The organism is Providencia sp. PROV175 (assembly GCF_032707045.1).
In the GTDB taxonomy this organism is placed as follows: Bacteria; Pseudomonadota; Gammaproteobacteria; order Enterobacterales; family Enterobacteriaceae; genus Providencia; species Providencia hangzhouensis.
Genome location: NZ_CP120533.1, coordinates 1,690,913 through 1,710,280, shown reverse-complemented (window position 1 = coordinate 1,710,280; position 19,368 = coordinate 1,690,913). Strand labels below are relative to the sequence as shown.

Below are 19,368 nucleotides of genomic sequence, written 5' to 3'. Positions count from 1 at the left end.
ATTTTCCTCAATCTTTGATTCTTACCCTTACGTTCATCATGATATATGCTAGTAACGTAAGGGCGATATTCATTCTTAAAGTATTATCCAGATAATATTAAAAAGCCGTAACATAATGACTTTGTTACGGCTTTTATGCGTTCAATAGGGCTAATTAAGCTTTCATCAGCGCCTTATTGACTAGCGTTTTTTCAAATGCTGCATTAAACGCTTACGCTTACGCAACTGGGTTGGCGTTAACTTATTTTTCTTATCTGCATAAGGGTTTTCTCCCTCTTTAAACAGAATTCGAATTGGCGTTCCCATCACTTGCAATGAACGGCGGAAGTAATTCATCAAATAACGCTTATAGCTATCTGGTAAATCAGAAACTTGGTTACCGTGGATCACCACAATTGGTGGATTGTGTCCCCCAGCATGGGCATACTTCATTTTAACACGACGACCACGAATAAGCGGTGGTTGGTGCTCATCTTCTGCCATCTTCATGATGCGCGTTAATAATGCCGTTCCCACTCGACGAGTTGCAGATTCATAAGCTTCTTGCACTGATTCAAATAGGTTACCCACGCCACTGCCATGCAATGCAGAAATAAAGTGAATTCGTGCGAAATCAACAAAACCAAGACGCAGTTCAAGCATGTCTTTTACGTGCTCGCGGTCTTCTGGCTTCATACCATCCCATTTATTGACTGCAATCACCAATGAGCGCCCCGCATTGAGGATAAAGCCAAGTAAAGATAAATCTTGGTCTGAAATACCTTCCCTTGCATCGATAACTAAGAGTACGACGTTCGCGTCTTCAATCGCTTGCAATGTTTTGATAACAGAGAATTTTTCCACTGTTTCTGTAACTTTTCCACGCTTACGCACACCGGCGGTATCGATTAAAATATACTCACGCTCATCGCGTTCCATTGGGATGTAAATGCTGTCACGTGTGGTTCCTGGCATATCAAACACCACAACACGCTCTTCACCTAAAATACGGTTGGTTAATGTCGATTTACCGACATTCGGACGGCCAACGATGGCTAATTTAATCGGTAATGTTGTTGGATCGAAGTCATCTTCTTCGTCTTCATCAAGCTCACCTTGAGCTTCTAACTCTGCCCAATATGCCGCATTTTCTTCTTCTTCGGTCAGTTCGACTTCTTCTTCATCTTCAGCAACAAAAGGTTTTAACGATTGTTCTATTAACTGAGTGACACCGCGGCCATGTGATGCAGCGATAGGATGAATTTCCCCTAAACCAAGAGAGTAAAAATCCCCGATTGCTGTTGTGACATCAATACCATCTGTTTTGTTTGCCACTAAATAAGTTTTTTTCTTGCGGCTACGAAGATGTTTGGCAATGCCTTCATCCGCAGGCATTAGTCCTGCTCTTGCATCGACCATAAACAGAACAATATCTGCCTCTTCAATTGCTTGCAAGGACTGTGCGGCCATGTGCGTTTCTACGCCTTCCTCAGTCCCATCGATACCACCCGTGTCGATAATAATGAATTCGTGACCTTCAACTTCTGCACGACCATATTTGCGATCACGAGTCAGACCGGGAAAGTCCGCTACTAATGCGTCACGGGTACGGGTTAAACGGTTAAATAACGTGGATTTTCCTACGTTTGGACGCCCTACCAGCGCTACGACGGGTATCATTCTTAGATGCCTCACAACTTTTATTAACTAAAGGAATTCTGAGGCTTTAACTCAGAAAACAAAAAACGAAACGGCTCCTGTGTTCAGGAACCGTTGATTTTATCGATAAATTGGCGGTTTGTCAGAAAATTAACGTGTTAACAGGTAAACTGTTCCGTTTTTTGTCTGAACCATTAGTTTATCACTTGCAACCACTGGGCGACTGTGAATACCAGAGCTGTTTAGTTTGTTTTGTGCAACAAACCCACCCGTACTCATGTCTAACCAATGCAGATAACCCTCTTTGTCACCGACAACAAGATAGCCATTATACATTTCTGGTGCAGATAACCCGCGGTTTAGTAAGTCTTCCTGTGTCCACAGTGTCACACCATCGCTTTTACGAACAGACAATACGCGGTCACTTTGGTCAACGAGGTACAGGTTTTCACCTGACATTACCATATCATTGATTGAGCCCAGTTCACGTTTCCATAGGATTTGACCTGAACGCATATCCAGTGCTGCCAATGTGCCATTATAAGCAATCGCATACACTTTGCCGTCATCAATAATTGGTGTCATATCGACATCATTTAAGCGGCCGATTTCTGTAGAACTGGTCACTTGCGAAATGCGTTGCTGCCAAATTAATTGGCCTTGAGACAATAACACTGCACTGACACGACCGTTATCCCCCCCCACAATCGCAGCACCAAAGGCAACTGCTGGAGCAGATTCACCACGTAATGACAACGATGGGGTATCCATGTTAACAGTCCACTTGATTTCCCCGCTATTGACGTCTAAAGCTTGCAGTTGACCATTACTGGTATGAATAACAACAAGGTCATTACTCACTACAGGTTTAGAAAGGGCTTCACCTGCAACTTCGACATCCCAAGCGACTTGACCATCTTCTTTGTTAAGAGCGATAACTGTTCCACGCTCAGTACCCACAAAGATTTTGTCGCCATCAACGGTTAAACCACCGGATAATAATGCAGATAAATTAGCAGAAAGAAAACCCGTTCGTTTAGATAAATCGACTGACCATAGTTCTTTACCACTGTCGAGTTCAAAGGCTTTAACTAAACCTTTTCGGTCTGCTGCATAAACGGCTGAGCCATCCCAAACCGTTGATAATTCAGAATAAAATTGTTCAACACCATTTCCAACAGATTTATCCCAAACAATTGATGGGGTGAATTGATTTTCAACCTGTGGAAGTGGCGCCATGATAATAGAATCAGTTTCGCTGGAACAACCGGCAAGTAAAGCTGAAGCGACTAGGCCAACTAAAAGTGTTTTGCGCAACTGCATGTTTGTCGTTTCCTTTCTTCTTATGAATTAGATACGTTGTTCAATTTCAGAGTCAAAATACCTCTAATAGATTGAGAGCCTTCACTTTCTAACCCCTGAGTGTAAGCGGCTTTTGCGCCTGCTTTATCACCCTTGTGGAGTAAGGCATCGCCACGGACATCCTGTGCCGTTGCTTGCCATGACTTACTTTTAATATTTGCCACTGACGCTATCGCGCCATCAGCATTACCTTGGGCTAATTGCACTCGCGCTAAACGCAAGTTAATTAAATCTTGCATATCCACAGTTTTTGCTTTGGCTAATGCATTGGTCAATGCAGTTTGTGCGTTAGCTAAATCACCTTTATCCACTGCAATTTGCGCAAGCTCTAAACCCATCATCGCACTGTATACATCGTCAGTTTCAGCCGCAAATTTTTGCGCCGCAGCAATAGCCTGATCTGAACCCGAACGTAATTGGGCGTTTACTGTTTCAAATTTTTGTGCACTTTCTTGCAGTACATTGGTTTTATGGGACTGCCAGTAGTTCCAACCAAATACACCACCAACGCCAATGACGAGACCAATAACTAATGCCACGCCATTATTCGCAAAAAAGCGTTTAATCGCATCGACTTGATCATTTTCGTTTGTATAGACTTCCACTTGTCTCTCCTTAACCTAATAATTCGGCGATGCGTGACGCCATAAGTTGCTGCGAAATAGTTTCTTGTACGCCAGTACGTAAGTCTTTCACTGTGACTTGGTTATTTTTAATTTCATCTTCCCCCAAGATCAGTGCAATTTTAGCGCCTTGTTTGTCCGCTCTTGCTAACTGTTTCTTGAAGTTACCACCACCGTGGTTAGTCATTAACCGTAGTGTTGGTAGTGCATCACGGACTTTTTCAGCCACTAATATCGCTGCTTGTTGGCTATTTTCGCCAAAAGAAGAGAGATAAACGTCAGCGACTGAAGCATCCGCTGTAAATTCAGGGTTCACTTCTTGGACTAATAACACCATGCGTTCCATACCCATGGCAAAACCAACCGCAGGTGTTGCACGACCGCCTAATTGTTCAACTAGGCCATCATAACGGCCACCCGCACAAACAGTGCCTTGTGAACCCAGCGCCGTGGTTACCCACTCAAAAACAGTGCGGTTATAGTAGTCAAGACCACGAACTAAACGTTGATTTACGCGGTATTGAACCCCAGCAGCTTCTAACAATTTGCATAAACCATCAAAGTGCTCACGTGATTCGACATCAAGGTAATCAAACAGTTCAGGTGCATCATTCAATAAAGCTTGAATCTCTTGATTTTTGGAGTCCAAAACACGTAAAGGATTTGTGTACATCCGGCGTTTGCAGTCTTCATCCAGCTTATCTTTATGCTGTTCTAAGAAAGCAACTAAAGCCTCACGGTAATTAGCTCGCGCTTCTAATGAACCAATCGAGTTCAGCTCTAATGTTACATGCTCACTAATGCCTAACGCTTTCCACCAGCGCGCTGTCATTAAAATAACTTCAGCATCGATATCAGGACCCGCAAGACCAAAAACTTCAGCCCCTAACTGGTGAAATTGACGATAACGGCCTTTTTGTGGGCGCTCATAACGGAACATTGGGCCTAAATACCACAAACGCTGTTCCTGATTGTACAGCAAACCATGCTCAATACCTGCACGCACACAACCTGCGGTATTTTCAGGGCGTAATGTCAGACTTTCATCGTTACGGTCATTGAAAGTGTACATTTCTTTTTCAACGACATCCGTCACTTCACCTATCGCTCTGCGAAATAGCGGGGTCTGCTCTACAATCGGGGTACGAATTTCACTAAAACCATAACCCTGTAAAATATTTTTTAATGTTGCCTCGATTTTCTGCCATACACGCGTGTCAGCTGGCAAGTAATCATTCATGCCGCGAATGGCTTGGATATTTTTTCCCACTTTATTTCTCTATTTTCAGAATTACATTAGTTTGATTATAAGAGCGAAATATCATCTGGTTCAATCAACAAACACCAATTACTGATACTAATCGGGATTTATCTGTTAATTTGTACGGTGAGCGACCGATTTTAGAAAAAAATGCGGATAATTGATATAGCGTTTGTTCTAAATACGCCAAACGACTCTATGAGTCGCTTGGCATTAGAATACACAAAATTAATCTTTTAAGTTGACTTCAATCCGCTTGCTTTCATCCATCATCGCCGCTTTTGCTCGAATTTTAGCCTCTAATTGGTCGATGATGTTGTCATTATCAAAGCGCTCTTTTTGACGTTTACCGTCTTCATAGAAACCACTCTTGGTTTTTGCGCCTGCAACACCTAGCGTAGAAACTTCCGCTTCACCGGGGCCATTGACCACACAACCAATAATCGACACATCCATTGGCGTAATGATATCTTCTAAGCGCTGTTCTAACTCATTCACCGTGCCTATCACATCAAATTCTTGCCGTGAGCAGGTTGGACAAGCAATAAAATTAATGCCACGCGAACGAATACGCAGTGATTTTAAAATATCAAAACCGACTTTAACTTCTTCAACAGGGTCTGCAGCCAAAGAAATACGCAGAGTATCACCGATACCTTCAGACAGTAACATTCCTAAGCCAATCGCTGATTTTACGGATCCTGCACGTGCGCCACCCGCCTCGGTAATACCTAAATGCAGAGGTTGATCAATTTTATTCGCTAATAAACGGTAAGAGCCGACAGCTAAAAATACATCAGAAGCTTTTACACTGACTTTGAATTGGTCGAAATTCAGCCTATCTAAGATGTCCACATGGCGCATTGCCGACTCAACTAAGGCTTCAGGTGTTGGCTCGCCGTACTTCTCTTGAATATCTTTTTCAAGGGAACCACCATTAACCCCAATACGAATGGGAATATTGTAGTGGCGTGCGCAATCAACAACTTGGCGAATACGTTCTTCGCTACCAATATTACCTGGGTTAATACGCAAGCAATCAACGCCGTATTCCGCTACTTTTAATGCAATACGATAGTCAAAATGGATATCCGCCACCAATGGAACATTAACTTGTTGTTTAATCAGTTTAAATGCTTCAGCGGCATCCATGGTAGGAACAGAAACACGCACAATATCAACACCCACGCGCTCAAGGGATTTTATTTGGCGAACTGTGGCTTCGACATCAGTTGTACGAGTATTGGTCATTGACTGGACAGCGATAGGAGCACCATCGCCTACAGGTACGCTACCTACATTAATACGGGTGGATTTACGTCTTTTTATCGGTGATTCATTATGCATTTTGGTTTAATTCTCCGAACGTCCATGTGCTCTTTGTTACCGTGGTATAGTTTTAACGATTATTTTTATACGCTCAACTATACACAAGAAAGCAAACCATAGCCTATCATAAAAGATGTTTTCGGATATAGTTTGCTTTTTTTTGCCTATTTGTTTTTAGGCTTCAGGTAACTTCAATTTTGCTGGACGTTTCGCTTTAATAAAACGGCTTAAATCAACAGCGTTACCTTGGAACTGTACCGTCACATTCGCCGGCGCACCAATGTTCAGACGATAAGGTTGCGGACCATCAAGTTCCAGCTTATCCCCATTATTTTTGGTACCACTGAATAAAATTTTATTATTCGCATCACGAATTTCTAACCAACACTGCCCAGTAAAATTCAAGACCAGAGCTTGGCTACTCACTGCAACAGGTTCAGTCGTTTCTGTATTTTGTGTTCTATCTAATGCAACTGAAGATTGTGGTGCATTCGGTAATGGAATTGTTCTAACTGGCTCTGTAACAGAGTCAGCCGTTAATACGGGCTCTTGGCCTTGTAATTCAAGTGTATTTTCCTGTGTAACAGGCGCTGTATCCGTTGAGACTATCTCTGTTGAAGCCGGCAATTCAACGGGGGTTGTGCTGTTATCTTGCTGAGACAAAATCAAATCATTTTGATTTGCCATTGAAACTAATTCATCTTTTTGTGCGTTATGATCTTGCCACCACCATACACCAACCATTGCAATGAGGACGATCACAATCAACCAAGTCAGTTTCATTAACCAACCTTCGCGCTTTTTACGCTTTTTCCCTAAAGAATAGCTTTGCATAGGAGAAACTTTGGCTAATGTGACGGGCTCTTCCGTTTTCATATACGTTTTTAATTCGCTTTCTGATATGCCTACCATGCGTGCATAAAGGCGAATATAACCACGTAAAAATGTCGGTTCGACACCAGCGGGTGCAATGTCTTGTTCTATCTCTTTTACCGTACTGATTTTAAGGCATAATCGTTCTGCAACAACATCTTGGGTTAGCCCCATGCGCTCACGTGCTTGCATCAATAATTGTCCGACTGTCGTCGTAGTCTGTTCGGTATTATTTTCGATAGTCATTTGCTGGCAACACTATTTCCAAGTTTAAAAGATATAAAGCAAACATTGAGCAGCTTTATTCGTCAATAATTTATCATCATGTTGAAACAACAATTAAATTTTTCTTATTGCTTCAACTATTGTAGGTGAACAAAGGCGTTTTGCCTAACTCTAAAACGCCCTAAATCATCACCTAATTCACTGATTCAAGCCTATTTATAAATCAGACTGTTTTTACCTTGATAGGTTCCCCTGCTAAGCGTTTTTTCAACGTTCGTTTTGTTCTGTCGATCACGTCGCCAGCAAGTTGCCCACAGGCAGCATCGATATCATCACCGCGTGTTTTGCGCACTATTGTGGTAAAACCATATCCCATCAACACTTTACAAAAACGGTCAATACGGCTATTCGAACTTCTACCGTATGGCGCTCCTGGGAACGGATTCCATGGGATCAAGTTGATTTTGCTCGGTGTGTTTTTTAAACATTCCGCTAATTGATGTGCTTGCTCAACACTGTCGTTAACGTGATCTAACATCACATATTCAACGGTTACTCGTCCTGCATTGGCATTCGATTTTGTTAAATAACGATTCACACTGTTGAGGAAGGTTTCAATATTGTATTTTTTATTAATTGGAACAATATCGTCGCGAATATCGTCTGTTGGCGCATGCAACGAAATCGCTAACGCAACATCAATCATATCGCCTAGCTTATCCAGTGCAGGTACAACACCCGATGTTGAAATCGTTACGCGACGCTTAGATAACCCAAAACCGAAGTCATCTAACATAATTTCCATCGCAGGAACGACGTTATTCAAATTCAGCAATGGTTCGCCCATACCCATCATTACGACGTTGGTAATTGGACGGCGTCCACTGGATTTCAGTGAACCAATAATTTTTGCAGCTCGCCAAACCTGACCAATGATTTCCGAAACACGTAAGTTACGGTTGAAGCCTTGTTGCGCCGTGGAACAGAATTTACACTCCAGCGCACAACCAACCTGTGAAGAGACACACAATGTTGCACGATCTGCTTCTGGGATATATACAGTTTCAACCAGTTGGTCACCCACTTTGATAGCCCACTTAATGGTACCATCTGATGAGCGCTGTTCGTCAGCGACTTCCGGTGCACGGATTTCCGCGACTTCTTTTAGTTTTGCTCTAAGAACTTTATTAATATCGGTCATTTGGTCAAAATCATCATAGCAATAATGATAGATCCATTTCATGACCTGATCCGCGCGGAACGGTTTTTCACCCATTTGAGCAAAGAACTCACGCATTTGCTTGCGGTTTAAATCAAGTAAATTGGTTTTTTGATTCGTTTTTTCTGGCGTGACAGAAATAGCAGAAGAAGTTGCACATTGTGCATCTGTTGTCATATCAGACATGGTGTATTGCCTCGTTGTTACACTTTCGGCAGTGCTAGTGGTGAGTATAGCACGACGTAATTTTTGCGGTCTTAAAAATATAATCGCCCCGCTAATCATAGCAGGGCGTCGCATTGTACAAACTTTATAACAATAATGCTAATGCATTAGTTAAAGAAGTCTTAGCGTGGGCAGATTTCATCAGCAGTGAAGAAATACGCGATTTCACGAGCAGCAGATTCTTCAGAGTCTGAACCGTGAGTTGCGTTTTCAGTGAAGCTGTCTGCGTAGTCTGCACGTAAAGTACCTGCTAACGCGTTATCTGGGTTAGTTGCGCCCATCAGGTCACGATGACGTTGGATTGCATTTTCACCTTCTAACACTTGCAGCATGATAGGGCCTGAAGTCATGAATTCAACCAGACCTTCAAAGAAAGGACGGCCTTTGTGTTCAGCGTAGAAGCCTTCAGCTTGCTCACGAGTTAAATGCATCATTTTAGCGGCGATGATTGTGAAACCCGCGCTTTCAAAACGGTTGTAGATTGCACCAATAACGTTTTTCTTCACAGCGTTTGGTTTAATAATAGAAAATGTACGTTGAACAGTCATAAATAACCTCTTAGCGATTCATTAGGCCTTTATTCTTTATTCTTCCCTGTAACTTAGGATGCAAGAACTTAAAATAGGCATGTTGTAGTTTTTTATATTATTTCTAATTCTATTGTTAGGCTTTTAAACTTCAAAAGCAACCATGTCTAGGAAAAAGAAAAATAAGGCGATGATTATAGGGGCTCTGATTACAATTTCCTACAGTCACAACAACATTTTGTTAAACTTTTTATAGCAAAAAACACTATTTTTTCGGGTAAGTCACGTTTTTCATCTATTACTTCACTCTAAAACTCATTGCCGTCACTTGGCCGCTTAAATCCAATACCGAAATTTGGTAGTTTCCACTTTTATCGAGTGTCAGCAAAATAGAACCATTTTGCTCTGTTGTGTTCACCTGTTCTCCATTTAAGAACCACCATTTCTGACCCTGCCCACCCTGTGTGACTAAACGCAAATCTAAACTGATTTTTCCTGGCAAGCGCTGTAATACTTCACCATCACGTATACCGGAAATCAATAATGGCGGTGTTTCTAATTTCAATGGAGGGCAAGCTAAATCTGCTTTAGGTAACCGATTTTCTCGTTTTTCACTACTCGGTAACCATGACTCCACCGTAATCGGCCATAAATGTACCTCTTTTTCCTGTGCATTCGGGCAATCTGCCGCCACTTGTAGCCCTTTGTTATTTACCCAGATTTTTTGTCTTAACCCTAAGAGTGACTCTTGGTCTCGTGCCATTAAAGTGGGTGGGATCGTATTATCCAAGATCCAACTTAGGCGCCTTTGGCGGCAATTATTATCATCTTTCAGTAATGCCGTTCCTCCCGGCCAGCAAATCACTGCTTGGCTAACACTGGCAGGCTTCACATCTTTCGGTAACGGTTCATGAGATAGGTAAATTTTGCTCAGTAACATTCCATTGATTTGATTCATAATCGGGATAGCAGTGGCAAAGCCTAGCTGCCCTGCAACAGGCGTTGCATCCGGTCGTCCGACCCAAACGCCGATGGTATAACGCGGATTAACACCAATCGCCCACGCATCTCGATAACCATAACTGGTTCCCGTTTTCCATGCTAAATTAAGTTGCCCTGATAAATTAGCCTCAGGAACAGGGCGTGCTTCCCCGCCCATAATACGGCGCACTATCCACGCGGCTCCCGGTGACATCAGCGCTCTATCGCGAATTTTATCGGTTGGTTTAAAACGTAGCGGCGACACATTACCTTTTCTCGCAAATGCGCTGTAAGCGGAAACCAAATCTTCCATCCGTGTGGCTGTGCCGCCTAAAATCAGCGACAAGTTTGGTTCACTCCCTAACGGAAAGCGCAGCTCAGTCCCAACATTACGCAGTTGAGCCGTAAATCGTTTACTACCATACACATCTAATAACTGAACTACGGGTAAATTTAATGAACGAACGAGTGCATCACTAACACTCACTGGCCCATTAAAACCACTGTCAAAGTTCCCCGGACGGTAATCATTAAAGCGCCTCGGTACATCTTGTAATAACGACTCCGCATGGATGAGCCCGTCATCCATCGCTAATGCATATAAAAAAGGTTTTAACGTTGAGCCTGGAGAGCGCCAAGCGCTAATCATGTCCACATGACCAAAACGGCTATCATCTTGGAAATCAATTGAGCCAATATAAGCTTTTACTGCCATATCCGTATGATCAACCACCAAAATCCCCAGTGAAGTTTGTTTTGGTAGTTGGTTTTTCCAATTCATTGCCATGTCTTCCAGTTGCCTTTGCAAACTGGCGTCGATAGTGGTTTCAATGATGGGGTCTTGCGTATTTTTAGTCACACGCCTTGCAAGCAAAGGAGCAGAATGCGGATTCTTCCGCGGTGCTAGCCAAATTTGTTCTTGTTTTATATCGGCAACTTTTTCAGGGCTCCAAACTTGGTATTCCTCTAACCTGTCTAACACCTTATCACGAGCGGCTTGTGCCCTTTGTGGATAACGGTCTGGCCTTAAACGGCTAGGAGCTTGAGGTAGAACAGCAAAGAGAGCCGCTTCACTCGCCGTCAATTTTGCTGGTGACTTATTCAAATATACCCAGCTAGCGGCTCCAATACCTTCAATGGTTCCACCATACGGAGCGCGGTTTAAATACATTTCTAAAATTTCATCTTTTGAGTAGTGATACTCAAGCTGAGCCGTACGCCAAAGCTGTTTCAGCTTACCGCCCAATGTTCTTTCATGGGGATCAATTAACCGTGCAACTTGCATCGAAATGGTACTACCGCCCGACACAATACGCCCTGAACTCACAAACTGCCCCGCGGCCCTAACTAGCGAAAACGGGTTTACCCCCGGATGGCGATAAAAATGGCGGTCTTCATACGTTAATAACGCTTCAATAAAATCAGGAGAAACCTCATCGAGTGTAACCGGAAAGCGCCAAATACCTTCTTTGTCTGCAAAGCGCCACAATGGTGTGCCATCCGCAGCAACCACAGTTCGAGCCATTTCAATTTGCTTAATCGGCAACGGCCATATTTTATCAGCCGCTAGAAAAGCCAGTGGCAAAATAATGACCAACAGAACCAGTGCAATGCCTGTGCGGCGTAACCATTTTTTCATTGATGGGAGTACCGAAAATAAATTAAAAGAGCCCTTATACTTTATATATCAATATATAAGGGCTCAGTTTAGCGGTGATTAACGAACGATTTCTAATTGGCCATCAGAATAGCCCGTCGCGCGCCAATCAGGGACATACATTGATTCAACTTGTGGTACTGGAATGCTATACACACCCGGTGTCACTGCACGTGCTAAGTAGACTAAGGTAGTTGGGCGATACTGCTGAACTTCAACGGCAGCCACAAAACGGTCATCACGGTATTCCATATGGCGAATTTGTGATTGCTGCATGTCATCAATCAGTTCTTGCAGGTTCGGCGCAGACTCACTCAAATTAGCGCTACTGTTCGCTAAATTCTGGTTTTCCAGTTCTAAGCCCGCTGGTAGTAAGTCAACCACTAGCGCATCTGGTACGCTTTGGGATGCTTGAACTTCCAATTTAACCACCACCATTTCACCGCTTCTTAGCCTATCTAACGAAATGCGGTTACCTTTTTTCATATCATAGTAACTACGAGTGATACCCAGCACATTCGAACTTGGTTTCGGCGAATGTTGTGGATAACCCACCACGTTTAGGCGTGTGTATAGCGTATTGGTTCCCGTGTTTTCGATGCTATAACCTGTTTCTAATTGTGCTTTACTCAAGAACTCACTCACGGGTTTATCTGAAACCATCGGAGGTTCTTGGCCATTAATCGTTGCTTTCCATGGAGCTTCACTTTCATTTAAGTAGAAACGACCCGCTAAGTACAACGCATTGCTCTCTTGTGTCGAGAAATAACGTTGAGAAGTCAAGTTATTAGACAAAGTTTGTAGTTTTTGGTCACGGGATTTTGGCATTAAATTATATTCATTTAATAGCGCAACAATCATCGCGTCATCACGGATCACCGAACCGTAATCCCCTACATAGCTGTAGCGGTTACGTTGTTTTTTCAGTCCGTCAATCACCGCGCTCTCACCACGTGATTTATCCCCCATCAAGTTCAATGCAACACCAAGCTGAACGAGCGGTAAACCACTAGCGGCATGATCTCTTTGGTTATAAAGTTGACGTAATGCACCTAGAGGTGCTTTTTGCTGTGATGCCAACACTAAGCCAGCGTATGCTTGAGTTGCGAAACGCGCACCTGCCTGATTTTCCGTATAAGGATAATTGATTTGGTTGCCATCTTGTAAATAGCTCAATAAGCGCGTGTTCGCGTTACTGATAGCGTCTTGCGGAACCGTAAACCCACGCTGATTCGCTTTATTCAAGAAATCCGCTGCATATGCGGTTAACCAATACTCTTCACGGCCGTTTCTATCCCATAACGAGAAACCGCCATCATTACGTTGCATACTTAACAAATGCGGAATACCAATTTCAATCGCTTTATGGCGGTCTGCATCCGTTTGCGTTTTAATCCCTATCTTATTCAGCTCAGCTTGAGTTGAGAATAATGATGGATATAACCCGCTGATAGTTTGCTCTAAACAACCGTATGGGTAAGCAAATAGCTCTCTAATATAACGAGAAATATCTAACGGTGGACGGCTAGTTAATAGCACTTGCCCTTCTAGGGTATCGGGTTGTAACCCGGCAATTTGGTTAGTCGGCAACGCCCATGAGGTACCTGGCTCAATAGCAGTTGCAAAAGAAACAGTTTCTGCTGGTTGTGCCGGACGAACCCCGACTTTCCAACTATTACTGTAATCTTTATTGGCTTCGCCTTGAATTTTCACACCATTAATGGTCATTGACACTTCACCTTCACCGAAGCCGTAGTCTGCTCTGACAGGTAGATTAATCGTGGTACGTTTGCCTTTTGGTAACTCCAACTCACGGCTGCTGACACCATCAAGTTTCACCATTCCTGATGCCTTGAAGTTAACCGTCACATTTTGTGTGTTGTCCGTCATATTGGTCAAATCAAGCGCAAAGTAAGACTTATCACCGCCAGCCATAAAGCGTGGCATCGACATTTGTGTCACTAATGGTGCTGCGACAATTACTTTGCTATCCGCATGGCCGAACTCTTTTTCATTCCATGCTTGAGCCATCACACGTAATTCCCCGTTAAAATCAGGGATAGCAAGGCTAATTTCACCCTCACCGTCTTTATTTAATGTGACAGGTTTGGCTTGCTCTGCAATAATTTGCACTTCAGTGAGTGGCTTCATACCACCACGCTCTAATGCGGCATCCTCGCTGTCACCACCAAAGCGCAAGTTAGCAACCTTACCTTGTCCTTCAATTAAATGACCATAAACGTCATATTGGTCAACGCTATAACGCTTACGGCCAAAAAAGGCATCATACGGGTCTGGGGTTTTGAAATCTGTGATATTCAATACGCCAGTGTCAACCGCAGATAACAACACATTCACTTTTTCAGGTAACGGTTTGCCATCTTGTGCTGTCGCTTTAATTTTTACCGTTAAGTCTTGGTTTGGACGCATTTTATCTGGCGCGGAGAGTGCTAAAGCAATCTTACGGTTTTCATCTGCGATTGGTAAATGCAACACACCCACCGCACGTTTTACCGTTGCTTCTTTAGAATCGTCTCCTGGGCGCACCACAACTGCTGAGACGTACAAGTCATGACGAGCCCACTCTTTATTGACTGGGATTTCAACGTCTAAGCCTTTTTCTGGCACATCAATTTCTTCCCACCACAATGGACCATTGCTCGATTCGAGCAATATATACCCTTTACCGGCTTTAGGAGATTCAATGCGAACTTTAGCTTTTTCACCCGGTAAGTACGCAGGCTTATTCAGGCTGAGTTTCACTTGGTCAGGACGAACTGAGCCACTTCCCCCTGTGTTATCTTGCCATGAATACCCTGCCCAAAACTGGACGCTCGACACTAGCTGATTTTCTGGGTTAACAACTTCTAGGCGGAATGCCCCCCAATCCACAGGGAAAGACACTTTCGCCGTTCCGTCTTTGGCAATAGCAATATTTTCATTCGCCATAACGAGGTCTTTTTGGTCATAATTTGAAGACCAACCACCACTTTCAGACCAACTCCAGTAATAATCACGACGCTCATACACTAAACGCACGGTTAAGTTTTCTGCTGCCAGTTTGTTACCTGCGGCATCAGCCATGACTAATTCAAATTCTGCGAGTGAATTTTCATCCACATTGTGACGTTTTACATAACGGTCAGTGCGGTAATCATAAATTTCTTTTTTCGCAAATAATGGGCGAATACCGACCAGTTTTTCCGCAGGCCAAATGGCTTGCTCGGCACGGCGCGTCACAGGACGTCCGCCAGCCTCAAGCAAACTTGCTTGTAAAACAGCCGAAATAGGTGAACGTGTTGAACTCCAATTGCTATTTGGAATTGAAATCACGGTTTCACCATTGCTGTCCAGCGTCAAGTCAAACTCGTCCAACTTACGTGGTAAACCTTCTTCATTGACAGCACCAAATTCAAAACCAGGTAATTTTGCGACCGCTTCCCGAGCTGCTTTTAAGACAATTTGCCCTTGTAGCTGGTTATCAGCCGCTGGCGCACCGTATAAATAACGACCTTGAATATCAAAATCGACAGATTGACTTGTTAAACGAGGGACATCGCTGCCCTCAATTTCCAGAGCCATACGTTCTGGCATAAAATCTTCAACATTAAATTTGTAGTAACGCAGTGGTGAACCATCACCTAAATCAAAGCGAAGCGACCAACCACCCGTTTCTGCATTTTTAGGAATTTCAAATTGATATTGATATAAGCCATTTTGGTTTTCTTCTGGCTGCCAAACAAAACTGCGAACCACTTGCCCATCAGTTTTTAATACATCAACTTTAACTGGCTGAGTTTTGACTGGGTTACCATCGCCATCACGCAATAGACCATTTACTAGCAATAATTCACCTGGGCGATATAAATCGCGAGGACCGAAGGTGAAAAATTGTTTTGCGTAGCCTTCTGGCCCTGAAATATCGAATTCAGATAAATCAAGCGCTGGCTGAGTGAGGTCAATCATACTGGTTTGCCCTTCATGGGTTGCCAGCAATAATTTTCCACCCGCTAATTTATCTAGCTGAGCATGGCCATCGCCATCTGTCGTACCTTTTGTTACTAACTGGCCTTTTTCATCCAAAATACGCAGCTCAACGCCTTTAATTGCAGAGCCTTTCGCTAAGGATTGAGTGAAAATATCGACACGGTCTTGGTAACTGTGTAGTGATACACCAATATCACTCAATGTGAAGACAGTTGCAGGGAATTGATAACTATAGCTGCCTGCTTTTTGCATGATGGCCAAATACACGCCATCTTGCTGTAACTCTTTGACATCTTTCAACGGCAGTAAAATGGTTTGGCGGGTATTTTTATCTGGATTTAAGTCAAAGCGGCCGGTATAAGCCAGCTCCACTTTGTCGAGAAACTCTTCTGAATACCAATACTCATAATTACTACGATACTGCCACTGCGCTAAAAATTGTGGCAGCTGCTTTTCATCCACACGGAAGAAATTAACATCAACCTTATCAACATTCAGCGCAATCACAGGTAAACCCTGTGCGACTTTACTCGGTAATAAAGAGCCTTTACTTGCAAAACCAACGGTTGGGATGATTTGCGCCGTGGTGAGTTTTTTCTCAAAACTTTCGGTCGTTGTACGCTCATTAACCGCTTTAATACCCGGGTTAATGGTTAAGTTTAACTCTTTAGATGGCGGAAGATGGCGAAAACGGAGTTCCATTTGGTTATCAGACAGTTCCCAAGCGCCATCTAACTTACCCGCTTTAACATCAATGAGGTTAATGTACTGGCTAAAGTCTTGGTTTGCTTGTAGTGGAACCGAGAATGTCACCACCATGGCACTCGCACCATCAAGCTGTAATTCAGACGCATCCAAAATAGTTAAATCTTTCCCTGCATATTTTTTTATCATTTCTTCAGTGGAAAGTTTCGGTGCTGCTTTTTTCTGTTCTGCAACTGGCGCTGTTTTGGTTTGATTTTCTGGCGCTGTGGTTGAAACATTTGGCTCATTTTTGGTTGTTTCATCTGTATTATCACAACCAGCCAATGCCACTACCGATGCCAACGCAAGTGCTAAATAACGCTTTTTGGTTTTGAGACCCGCCAATGAAGCCCAACTTGATTGTTGTTTCATTACCGCCCGCCCTTTAATTAGTTAAAATTGATTCTGTTTTTTAAGGTTTTAACAGGAGATTAAAACCCTCTACATACTTAGAAATGTTTAAAAACACACACAGATAAATACTGCTGATATTATTTCAATTATCGAAACAATTTAACAGAATGTGATTAGAACACCTATCAGACAAAACGGAAAAAATGATGGGAGAGAAAAACAGAGAAATGAAATAATATTTTTTAAATAGTAAGCAGAATATATATTTAATAAATGAGCAATATGCATTTTATGAGTGAGAAAAAATATTTCCCTCACTCTATACATGGAATTATTAGGTGTTTTTCACTGGGATTGTGTCCCGCAAGAAGCTACCAAGACGACGCTGGTAAAAAGGCTGAACGTGTTGAGTAATAAAATGGCTAACACCTTGTTCATTTTCATTCACCACACAAAAATCAATAGACTCGTCATCAGCTAAAAACTCACAAGCAAGCGTCCCAGCCCCATGGATAATTGAATCAATATTTTCTGCTCCTGTGGTAAACTCCAACGCTATCATTAAGATAGGCGCTTCTTTAGCAGAATCGCTCTCTGTTGCGGAGACCATGAAACCGCGTCTGACCACTTTGTGTTGTTTAAAAAATTCAGTAAGCGCGTCAACAATGGCTTGTGGCTGATCTTCTAACACACTTAATTTAAGTGATGAACCTTTCGGCACTGTTAATTCAGTAAATTGGATCTCAGTTTCTTGGTTAGAACTGTTATTATTCGATTGCTGCGACATTGCCAATCCCCTGTTATTAAAAAGAATCGCTTATTATACTCGCAAATACGTCAAGGTAAAAAAATAGGCACGAAAAGTCACCTTCCCGTGCCTGTTATCAATCAAACATTCGCTACTTTGATTTACTGATTAATAAGTTAGCTAATGTTCTTACACCTGTACCCGTTGCGCCTTCTGCCCATAAGCTAACTGCAGATTTACGGTAAGTCGCTGAGCAGTCAATATGCACCCAATTTTGACGATAATTTTCGACAAAATGCGATAAAAATGCCGCAGCGGTGCTTGCGCCTGCTGTGTGCGATGGTGCCGCAATATTGTTCAAATCCGCAAAACCAGACGGTAATTGCTGGCGATGGAACTCTGCCAGTGGTAAACGCCAGAACAGTTCAAACTCAGCGTCTGAAGCGCTCATTAAATCAGCAACTAACTTGTCATCGAAACTCAATACAGAATGGTAGTCATTACCCACGGCAGTTTTCGCTGCGCCCGTCAAGGTTGCTGCATCAATAATTAACGTTGGTTTTTCTTTGCTCGCATCAATCAGGCCATCGGCTAGGACTAAACGACCCTCAGCATCTGTATTCATTATTTCAACGGATTTACCATTGCGGTAACGAATAATATCACCCAATTTGAATGCATTGCCGCTAACCATATTGTCAGCAATGCACAAGAACATTTTCACACGTTTTTGTAAGCCACGTGAAATCGCCAATGCCAATGAACCTGCTAATGTTGCTGCACCACCCATATCGGCTTTCATTGAATTCATTGAGGATGATGGTTTGATGCTATAACCGCCTGAATCGAAAGTAATTCCTTTACCCACTAACGCAGCAAATACAGGGGCATTTGGGTTGGCTCCTGGGTTGTAATCCAACGCCAAAAATACAGGTGGACGACTTGAACCACGACCAACCGTATGAATACCGGTATAACCTTGTTCTAATAAATCATCACCTTTAATAATACGGTAGCTAATGTCTTGTGCGCCGACAGTGCAGAGTAAATCGATGGCGCGTTGTGCGAGTTGCTCTGGGCCTAACTCTTCTGCCGGTGCGTTAATCACATCACGTACCCAATCAATGGTACGAATACGGTTTTCTAACTCTTTGCGATCCGCTTCTGGCAGTACTGGCCATTCAATCGTTCTAGCCCCTTTTGGCGCACGAAAACCTTGCCAAAATGCCCAGCTTTTTTCTAAATCCCAGCCTTCGCCAGCCAAAGCTACATTGCGGATCCCTTGGCCATCTAATTTACGGCCAGCGCTTTGTACTGCACATAATTTACCTGCATGTTTCAGGTGGATTGTCATCCCTTTATCGCTAGAGCTTAACAATGCGCCTTCGCCCCAACAAGGTGCAGCAGGCTCACAAGAAATCATTACTGGCATAATTTGTTTTGTCATCGTTTTTCTCACTTTGTCTATTTTTGCAGACAGTAAAAGCCCATTTATTCTGTCAGCAGATGGCATTACCTTAACTGATAAATGCCAACAGGGATATCATTATAGTGCTGATATAAAATAAAAAACCGAGCACTATTTCTGACAGTCACTCGGTTTTTAGGGGAAAAC

General features: G+C 42.9%; 12 protein-coding genes. All 12 read right to left on the bottom strand.

Annotated features, from left to right (window positions below):
* Nucleotides 1–180: 180 nt before the first annotated feature.
* On the bottom strand, nt 181–1,659 hold the full coding sequence (gene der / locus P3L44_RS07440; protein WP_094961719.1) for a ribosome biogenesis GTPase Der: 1,479 nt from the start codon (nt 1,657–1,659) through the stop codon (nt 181–183).
* A 129-nt stretch (nt 1,660–1,788) separates the two neighbouring features.
* Nucleotides 1,789–2,961: an outer membrane protein assembly factor BamB gene (gene bamB, locus P3L44_RS07435; RefSeq protein ID WP_272662229.1), complete on the bottom strand. Its 1,173-nt coding sequence runs from the start codon at nt 2,959–2,961 to the stop codon at nt 1,789–1,791.
* 20 nt (nt 2,962–2,981) lie between these two features.
* The gene (locus P3L44_RS07430) at nt 2,982–3,605 is read right to left on the bottom strand and encodes a YfgM family protein (RefSeq protein WP_004264893.1); all 624 of its coding nucleotides are present in this window, start codon (nt 3,603–3,605) and stop codon (nt 2,982–2,984) included.
* Between the two features lie 10 nt (nt 3,606–3,615).
* Nucleotides 3,616–4,893, bottom strand: coding sequence for a histidine--tRNA ligase (gene hisS / locus P3L44_RS07425; protein WP_272662230.1), 1,278 nt, complete (start codon nt 4,891–4,893; stop codon nt 3,616–3,618).
* A gap of 219 nt (nt 4,894–5,112) precedes the next feature.
* A complete protein-coding gene (ispG, locus tag P3L44_RS07420; protein WP_140172321.1) occupies nt 5,113–6,231 on the bottom strand; it encodes a flavodoxin-dependent (E)-4-hydroxy-3-methylbut-2-enyl-diphosphate synthase in 1,119 nt (372 codons plus the stop codon).
* A gap of 156 nt (nt 6,232–6,387) precedes the next feature.
* Complete coding sequence (rodZ, locus tag P3L44_RS07415; RefSeq protein WP_140172320.1) at nt 6,388–7,332, bottom strand: cytoskeleton protein RodZ; 945 nt, start codon at nt 7,330–7,332, stop codon at nt 6,388–6,390.
* Between the two features lie 202 nt (nt 7,333–7,534).
* Nucleotides 7,535–8,716 carry a bifunctional tRNA (adenosine(37)-C2)-methyltransferase TrmG/ribosomal RNA large subunit methyltransferase RlmN gene (locus P3L44_RS07410; protein ID WP_004912645.1) on the bottom strand — a complete coding sequence of 394 codons (1,182 nt, stop codon included), beginning with the start codon at nt 8,714–8,716 and terminating at the stop codon, nt 7,535–7,537.
* A 161-nt stretch (nt 8,717–8,877) separates the two neighbouring features.
* Complete coding sequence (ndk, locus tag P3L44_RS07405) at nt 8,878–9,303, bottom strand: nucleoside-diphosphate kinase (protein WP_004264899.1); 426 nt, start codon at nt 9,301–9,303, stop codon at nt 8,878–8,880.
* Nucleotides 9,304–9,580: 277 nt separating this feature from the next.
* Nucleotides 9,581–11,902, bottom strand: coding sequence for a peptidoglycan glycosyltransferase PbpC (gene pbpC / locus P3L44_RS07400; protein ID WP_140172319.1), 2,322 nt, complete (start codon nt 11,900–11,902; stop codon nt 9,581–9,583).
* Nucleotides 11,903–11,980: 78 nt separating this feature from the next.
* Nucleotides 11,981–17,023, bottom strand: a complete 5,043-nt coding sequence (locus P3L44_RS07395; RefSeq protein ID WP_272662231.1) for an alpha-2-macroglobulin family protein — start codon at nt 17,021–17,023, stop codon at nt 11,981–11,983.
* Between the two features lie 316 nt (nt 17,024–17,339).
* Nucleotides 17,340–17,792: an enhanced serine sensitivity protein SseB C-terminal domain-containing protein gene (locus tag P3L44_RS07390; RefSeq protein WP_004264902.1), complete on the bottom strand. Its 453-nt coding sequence runs from the start codon at nt 17,790–17,792 to the stop codon at nt 17,340–17,342.
* 112 nt (nt 17,793–17,904) lie between these two features.
* Nucleotides 17,905–19,200 carry an aminopeptidase PepB gene (gene pepB / locus P3L44_RS07385; RefSeq protein ID WP_036959049.1) on the bottom strand — a complete coding sequence of 432 codons (1,296 nt, stop codon included), beginning with the start codon at nt 19,198–19,200 and terminating at the stop codon, nt 17,905–17,907.
* Nucleotides 19,201–19,368 lie beyond the last annotated feature (168 nt).